Source organism: Lacinutrix sp., assembly GCF_023299985.1.
In the GTDB taxonomy this organism is placed as follows: Bacteria; Bacteroidota; Bacteroidia; order Flavobacteriales; family Flavobacteriaceae; genus Lacinutrix.
On sequence record NZ_JALZVX010000219.1, the window covers coordinates 1 to 7671 of the forward strand.

General features: G+C 30.9%; 8 protein-coding genes. 5 read left to right on the plus strand and 3 right to left on the minus strand.

The window, feature by feature from the left end:
- Both Q0C58_RS11720 and Q0C58_RS11725 read left to right on the plus strand, forming a co-directional pair.
- Positions 1-168 (plus strand): DNA integrity scanning protein DisA nucleotide-binding domain protein (locus Q0C58_RS11720; RefSeq protein WP_290701796.1); only part of this gene is annotated, 168 nt, incomplete at its 5' end.
- Positions 169-984, plus strand: a complete 816-nt coding sequence (locus Q0C58_RS11725; protein WP_290701777.1) for a DUF3667 domain-containing protein — start codon at positions 169-171, stop codon at positions 982-984.
- Here the strand turns inward: Q0C58_RS11725 and Q0C58_RS11730 are convergent.
- Together Q0C58_RS11730 and truA are read right to left on the minus strand one after the other, a co-directional pair.
- Complete coding sequence (locus Q0C58_RS11730) at positions 981-2747, minus strand: ABC transporter ATP-binding protein (protein ID WP_290701780.1); 1767 nt, start codon at positions 2745-2747, stop codon at positions 981-983. The genes Q0C58_RS11725 and Q0C58_RS11730 overlap by 4 nt on opposite strands.
- Positions 2740-3492 carry a tRNA pseudouridine(38-40) synthase TruA gene (gene truA, locus Q0C58_RS11735; RefSeq protein WP_290701782.1) on the minus strand — a complete coding sequence of 251 codons (753 nt, stop codon included), beginning with the start codon at positions 3490-3492 and terminating at the stop codon, positions 2740-2742. The genes Q0C58_RS11730 and truA overlap by 8 nt, the downstream gene beginning before the upstream one ends.
- Positions 3493-3726: 234 nt before the next feature.
- Between truA and Q0C58_RS11740 the strand changes: the two genes are divergently transcribed.
- A complete protein-coding gene (locus tag Q0C58_RS11740) occupies positions 3727-4224 on the plus strand; it encodes a metallophosphoesterase family protein (protein WP_290701785.1) in 498 nt (165 codons plus the stop codon).
- 2 nt (positions 4225-4226) lie between these two features.
- Positions 4227-5144: a carboxypeptidase-like regulatory domain-containing protein gene (locus Q0C58_RS11745; RefSeq protein ID WP_290701788.1), complete on the plus strand. Its 918-nt coding sequence runs from the start codon at positions 4227-4229 to the stop codon at positions 5142-5144.
- A gap of 120 nt (positions 5145-5264) precedes the next feature.
- On the opposite strand, the gene Q0C58_RS11750 is transcribed toward Q0C58_RS11745, so the two are convergent.
- Entirely contained in the window at positions 5265-5675 is a 411-nt protein-coding gene (locus Q0C58_RS11750) for a DUF4293 domain-containing protein (RefSeq protein WP_290701791.1), read from the minus strand.
- A 206-nt stretch (positions 5676-5881) separates the two neighbouring features.
- Here Q0C58_RS11750 and rho point away from each other — a divergent pair, with 206 nt between their 5' ends.
- Positions 5882-7588 carry a transcription termination factor Rho gene (gene rho, locus Q0C58_RS11755; protein WP_290701793.1) on the plus strand — a complete coding sequence of 569 codons (1707 nt, stop codon included), beginning with the start codon at positions 5882-5884 and terminating at the stop codon, positions 7586-7588.
- Positions 7589-7671 lie beyond the last annotated feature (83 nt).

Below are 7671 nucleotides of genomic sequence, written 5' to 3' on the forward strand. Positions count from 1 at the left end.
TTTGGATTAAGACACAGAGCAGCAGTTGGTATTACTGAAAAAACCGATGCTATTGCCATAACCGTTAGTGAGGAAACTGGACAAATTTCATGTTTTAAAAATGGAATGTTTGTCGATTTTAAAGATTCGATAGCGTTAATAGAAATTATTAAAGAAGACTTAGTTTAAATGATTTGTAAAAACTGTAAACGCTTATTACCACAACAAATCAACTATTGTAATGGTTGTGGAGGCAAGGTAATTAGAAATAGACTAACAATGCGTAATCTTTTTGAGGATTTCGCATACCGTTATTTAAATGTCGATAATCGCTTTTTTAGAACTTTTAGGCATATGTTTTCTAAACCAGAAGCAGTTATAGAAAGCTATATTAATGGCACAAGAAAAAAATATGTAGACGTTATAAGCTATTTTGCAATAGCTATAACTTTAACTGGTTTTTATATTTATGTTCTTACCAATTTTTATCCAGATGCAATGTCTGATCATATGTTAAGTGGTTATGGAGGTGAATTAAATCAAGAAATACAAGCAAAACAAACAAGTTTTATGACTAAGTATTCATCATTAATGATGATGGCTTATATACCTCTTTATGCTGTGTTTGCTAAAATAATTTTCTTCAATAAAAAGAAATTCAATTTTACTGAGATTTTAGTTATCTTCTTGTATGTTCAAGCACAAACATCAATAGTGACATCTGTTTTAATGGTTTTTCTATTAGTGTTTAAAGTTGATTTCATGGTAATAAGTCTTTTGCTTTTCCCATTTATGCTTTTTTATAATGCTTATTGCCTAAAACGTCTATATCAATTATCTCTTCAAGGTATTATATTGCGTACTATGGCTTTTGTAGGTCTTTTTGTTGGTGTTTTTATCTTATTAGGAATAGGCTTTGCTTTGTGGATGGCTTTAACGGAATCTGGACAAGAAATGATAGAAGCTCAAAAAGCACTAATTGAAACTTCTAAAAACAAAAATTAAGCCACATCAGCTTTTAAAAACTGTACTTCGTAAAGGTTTCTATAATAACCATTTTTCTTTTTAAGTAATTCGTCGTGAGTACCTTGCTCTACAATTTCACCAGCATCCATAACAATTATTTTATCTGCTTGTTGAATAGTTGCTAATCTATGCGCAATAACTATAGAGGTTCTGCCTTTGGTAATTTTATCTGTAGCGTTTTGTATAAGTTGCTCTGAGTAAGAATCTACAGAAGAAGTAGCTTCATCTAAAATTAAAATACTAGGATTTGTAACATAAGCTCTCAAGAAAGAAATTAGTTGTCTTTGCCCAGAACTTAACATTGCACCACGCTCTTTTACGTTATAATTATAACCGTTTGGTAAACTAGAAATAAAATCGTGAATACCAATATCTTTAGACGCTTGTATTACTTGCGCTTCAGATATATCTGGATGATTAAGTGTAATGTTTGCCATAATAGTATCTGCAAACAAGAAAACATCTTGAAGCACCACAGCGATTTGACTTCTTAGCGATGCTAAAGTTACTGTTTTAATAGCAATGTTATCTATTGAAATATCACCACTATTAATCTCGTAAAACCTGTTTAATAAATTTATAATAGTAGATTTTCCTGCTCCAGTTGAACCAACAATAGCTACTGTTTCTCCTGCTTTTACATCTAGAGAAATCCCTTTTAATACTTCTTCATTTTCTACATAACTAAAATGAACATTCTTAAAAGAAATAGCACCTTTAAAATTTGAAGCTTCAATAGTTCCAGCATCATCAATTTGCGACGTTGTGTCTATTATTTTAAACACACGCTTTGCTGCTACCATTCCCATTTGTAGCGTGTTAAATTTATCTGCAATTTGCCTTAGCGGTCTAAATAATTGCGGAATCATCATTATAAACATAAACAGCTCACCAGAAGTTGCAGTACTACCAACTATTACCATTAATCCTCCAAAATAAACTATTAGACCAGAGGTAATACCTGAAAGGAAATCTGCAATTGGAAAGAAAATGGAGTTATACCAAATGGTTTTTAACCAACCTTTTTTATGACGCTCATTTATGGCTTTAAAATTTTTATATTCGGTAGCTTCTCTAGTAAAAAGTTGTAGAATTTTCATACCAGTAACACGTTCTTGTACAAACGAGTTAAGGTTAGACACTTCTGTTCTAACTTCTTCGAAAGCCTTTTTCATGTAACGCTGAAAAATCTTTGTAGCATATAACACTATTGGCATTGTAACAAACACTATTAAACTTAACGTAAAGTTTGTGTACAACATAAAAACAGAAATTACGAGCATGACCATAGTATCTCGCATAATCATAAATAGACCTTGCCCAAAAATATCTGCAATACGCTCCATGTCTGTTACAGCACGTGTTATTAGCATTCCAACCGAAGAATTATCATAATACTTCATTTTGAATTTTAACATGTGATTAAATAATAACACACGAACATCTTTAACAATATTTTGCCCTAACCAAGCGGCATAAAACTGAAAGAAAAACTGAAAAATTGTTTGCACTAAAAGCAAAGCAATCATTAAAATAATTAAAAATAGGAAACCTTCTTCTTGTAATGTTTTTATATTATTATCTATTGCAATTTGTAATAGTTTAGGTGTTGCAATACTTAATCCAGCAATAATTAACACAGAGAAAAGCACACCATAAAAAACAGTTTTATATGGCTTAGTATATTCAAACAAGCGTTTAAATAATGTAATATCGAATATGATCTCTTTTTTCTTAGTCAATGTTTTGTTTTATAGTTTCTGGATATTCAATTTTAGTTAAATATAATGCATGAGCAGGAACAGAAAATCCAGCTTCACTCCTATTTTTAGATTTAATAATATCATGAAGCATCTCTACTTCAACCTTACCAATCCCAATATTTATTAATGTGCCAACAATTGCACGAACCATGTTTCTTAAAAACCGATCTGCTTTAATTGTAAAATGAAGCTCGTTTTCAACAAGTTGCCACTCAGCCTTCATTATATCACAATTATACGTTTTTACATCTGTATTACTTTTAGAAAAGCATTGAAAATCTTTATAGTCCAATAATATTCTAGTCGCTTCTTTTAACTTATCAATATCTAATTTTGCTTTTAATAAAAAGGCTTGCTCAGTATTAAATGGGCTTTTTTCTAAGGCTATTCTATATAAATATTCTCGACTTAACGCGTGGAATCTTGTATGCGCATCTGCTTTCACTTTAAAAATATTTTTAATTGCAATATCTTCTGGCAAAAATGAATTCAGTTTATAAATTATCTTCTCAATATCAAAGGTTACTTCAGTATTAAAATGTGCAAATAATTGCTTGGCATGTACGCCTGCATCTGTTCTACCTGCTCCCATTGTAGCAATAGGTTCTTTTAATAATGTTGAAAGACTTTTCTCTAAAACCTCTTGTACCGAAATAGCGTTAGGTTGTATTTGCCAACCATGATATGCTTTACCGTTGTATGAAAGTTCTATAAAATATCGCAAAGAAACTTGTATTTTTGTTTTTCTTAATAAACAAAGATACTCGTTTTTGTTCCTAAAGAAATCTTAAATAACTAATAAAAAGAGTTTTGCTTTTTACCTTGCAAATTGAAAGACGATGTCACATTGAGTGCAGTCGAAGTGCTTATAAACAATAATTAAGATTTCGATTTCTATGTCATTCAGAGCGTAGCGAAGAATCTCAAATAAACAGATACTGAAACAAGTTCAGCATAAATGAAAAAAATATTACTACTCTCAGACACTCACAGTCACATTGACGATGACATTTTAAAATACGTTAAACAAGCTGATGAAGTTTGGCATGCAGGAGATATTGGTGATTTAAAAGTTACAGACGCTATTGCTAAACTTAAACCTTTACGAGGCGTTTATGGTAACATAGATGGTGATAAAGTAAGATTAGAATTCCCAGAAAACAACAGGTTTATGTGTGAAGATGTAGATGTTTGGATTACACATATTGGTGGTTATCCAAATAAATACAATGTAAGAGTAAGAGAAGAAATTTATAAAAATCCGCCAAGAATTTTTATTTGTGGACACTCGCATATTCTAAAAGTAATGCCTGATAAAAAATTGAATTTAATCCACATGAATCCTGGAGCTATTGGTAAACATGGTTTTCATAAAGTAAGAACAATGCTTCGTTTTACTATAGACGGAAAAAAAATTGAAAATTTGGAGGTTATTGAGTTTCCTAAAAGGCATTAAATATGAAAAAAATCAAATTATTAGTTATAAGTATTATATTATTTAGCCAGTTATGTAATGCTCAAAAAAATATAGTTGTTGTAGATAAAGAAACTAATGAGCCTATTCCATTTGCATCATTAAAATTTACAGATAGCGAAAAAGGAATTTATACAAATGAAAAAGGTGTTTTTTCTCTTGAAAATATAAAAACAGATAGTTTAGAAATAAGTTATTTAGGTTATAAAACACAAATTGTTTTAACTACAAATATTACAGACACCTTAAAACTTGTTCCAAAACCAACAGTATTGAGCGAAGTTTTTTTAACGACAGAAAAGCCTAAACTAGAATTGATAGGTTACTCTAAGAAAAGCAAAAACATGAGTTGGTTTATGCAACCAAAACAAGAATTAACGACGTTAATTAATATACCTGTAGAATCCAACAAGGCTTATGTGTCCAAAATTCATATACCTATCGGGAAACATCTATATGTCAATAAAAATGATAAAACTAAAAGAGTTAAACCAGATTTTAATAGTGTTTTTAGATTGCATTTATACTCTAATAAAAATAATCAACCAAACGAAAGGTTACTAAAAATACCATTATTAGTGTATTGTAATCAGGACTCTAAAAAAATGCAAATGATTAATATTGAAGATAAAAAAATAATATATCCAAAAGAAGGCCTTTTTGTTGGTGTCGAAATGATTGGCAATGTTGATGAAAATGGTTATATTATTGAAACAAAAGTAAATAGAAGCCCACCTACTTTTAAATTCACAAAAAGAGCAAAAGGTGACATAAAATCTTATACTAGATTCATGTTTTCAAAAACTAATGAGTGGCATGAAATAGATCCAAAACTTTCATTTAATAAAAAAATACAATACCACATGGCAGTTGGTCTAACTATAGCAACTTATAAAGAATAGATTTGCGTCACAAGTTTGCAACAGTTTCTTTTCCTTTGGAAAGGATTAAAGGATGAGGAATAAAAAAAGCCCAAGATCTTCACCTTGAGCTCACGCACTAATACTACTAAGATGTTAGGTTTATCGTAATCTATCTACAGATTTTACGAGATCTTCATCCTTTTTAATCGCTTTATTAGCCAAAACCAATAAAACAATAGACAGAATTGGAAGAAAAATCCCAATACCTTTCTCAGAAACCAAAGCTTCTCCAGATATATTTAGAGATTGATATACAAAAAATCCTAGTAAAATAACGTTCAATATGATGTTAAGTCGTCCCAATACAAATTGCAACTTCCTATTTTTAAACATAAATATAGATAACAAAGATAAAGCCGCAGAACCTAAAAATAGTCCAAAATATAATAGCTCATCCATAGCAAAGACTTTTACATCCTTGTTAGTTATCCATAAATGAAACACAAAAATCAATCCTGCTGATATTCCAACATTTAGTAACAAATAGACAGATTGAATACGTTGTATCATTTATTTTAATCGAATAATTCTAGGCTTCAAAAATATAACTTCTTTTGGAAATTTTAACTAAAAACTTAAAATAAAAGTTGTATAATTGCACAAGCGAGTTGCAATAGTCACATTAGCAATACGTTAATTCTTCAGAATAACACTATATTTTTTCTTCGGAAATTTTCAACAACATATTCTCAAAAAAATATTCAATTAAACAATTCATGTTTGAAATCTCACAATTAAAAGAAATGAAGCTTCCTGAGTTACAGGACATGGCAAAAAAGCTAAGTATCCCAAAGTTTCGTTCATTAAAAAAATTAGACTTAGTTTATCAAATTTTAGATAAACAAGCAGCAAACCCAAAGGCTGTAGAAGTTGTAAAAGCAGATGTTCCTGCTCCTAAAAAAGAAGAGAAACCAAAAAGAGAACGTGTACAACGTCCTGCTGCTAGTAAGCCAAAGCCTCAACCTAAAACACAGCCAAAGCCTAAGGCTAAAGCTGAACCAAAAGCACAACAAGAAATAATAGCTTTTAAAGAAGAAGAAAACAAAGACACTAAAGAAACGCAAGTTCCTAAAGACGATAATAAGCAAGTAAAAGCTCCAGTTAAAGCACCACAGCAAAAGCCACAGCATAAAAAGCCTGTTCATAATCATCAAAATAAAAAAGACGATAAAAGAGATAATAATCCTAACCGTCATAACAAAAACCAAAACAAAAATCAGAATAACAATCAACGTAACCAAGGTAAAAACGGAAACACACATGGTAATAGCGAGACGCGCAACCGTTATCGTGAGCCAGATTTTGAATTTGACGCTATTATAGAAAGTGAAGGCGTTTTAGACGTTATGCAAGATGGTTATGGGTTTTTACGTTCTTCAGATTACAATTACTTGTCTTCTCCTGATGATATTTATGTATCACAATCTCAAATTCGTTTATTTGGATTAAAAGTAGGAGATACTGTTTTAGGAAATGTAAGACCTCCAAAAGAAGGTGAAAAATATTTTCCGCTTATTAAAGTAAATAAAATTAATGGTCAAAGTCCAGATGTGGTTAGAGATCGTGTTTCTTTTGAGCATTTAACACCATTATTTCCACAAGAAAAATTTGATATAGCTGGAAAACAAGCTACAATTTCTACGCGAATTATGGATTTGTTTGCGCCAATAGGAAAAGGACAACGTGGTATGATAGTATCGCAACCTAAAACTGGTAAAACAATGTTACTTAAGGATGTTGCCAATGCAATTGCAGCAAATCATCCAGAAGTATACCAAATGATTTTACTTATAGATGAGCGTCCAGAAGAAGTAACAGATATGCAACGTAATGTTCGTGGAGAAGTTATTGCTTCTACCTTTGATAAAGAAGCTCATGAGCACGTAAAGATTGCAAATATAGTATTAGAAAAAGCAAAACGCTTAGTAGAATGTGGACACGATGTAGTGATCCTTTTAGATTCAATCACGCGTTTAGCAAGAGCATATAACTCTGTACAACCAGCATCTGGAAAAATTCTTTCGGGTGGTGTAGATGCAAATGCATTACACAAACCAAAACGTTTCTTTGGTGCAGCACGTAACATAGAAAATGGAGGATCGCTTACCATTATCGCAACTGCTTTAACAGAGACAGGTTCTAAAATGGATGAAGTAATTTTTGAGGAATTTAAAGGAACAGGTAACATGGAACTTCAATTAGATCGTAAGATTTCTAATCGTAGAATTTTCCCAGCTATCGATTTAACTTCTTCAAGCACAAGACGTGATGATATATTATTAGACAAAGTAACTATTCAACGCATGTGGGTAATGCGCAAGTATCTTGCAGACATGAATCCTGTTGAAGCTATGGAGTTTATAAATGAGCGTTTCAAGCAAACAAGAAATAACGAAGAGTTTTTAATCTCAATGAATGGATAAATTTATTGTATTCAAAAAAGGATAATTTCAATAAACGTATTTTAAATAAAAAAGCCTTGATTTATAAATCAAGGCTTTTTTAT

Bases quoted from the DNA above. Each gene is read 5' to 3' on its own strand.
- Q0C58_RS11725 (WP_290701777.1), top strand. From the start codon at position 169: ATGATTTGTAAAAACTGTAAACGCTTATTACCACAACAAATCAACTAT.
- Q0C58_RS11740 (WP_290701785.1), top strand. From the start codon at position 3,727: ATGAAAAAAATATTACTACTCTCAGACACTCACAGTCACATTGACGAT.
- Q0C58_RS11745 (WP_290701788.1), top strand. From the start codon at position 4,227: ATGAAAAAAATCAAATTATTAGTTATAAGTATTATATTATTTAGCCAG.
- rho (WP_290701793.1), top strand. From the start codon at position 5,882: ATGTTTGAAATCTCACAATTAAAAGAAATGAAGCTTCCTGAGTTACAG.
- Q0C58_RS11750 (WP_290701791.1), bottom strand. From the start codon at position 5,675: ATGATACAACGTATTCAATCTGTCTATTTGTTACTAAATGTTGGAATA.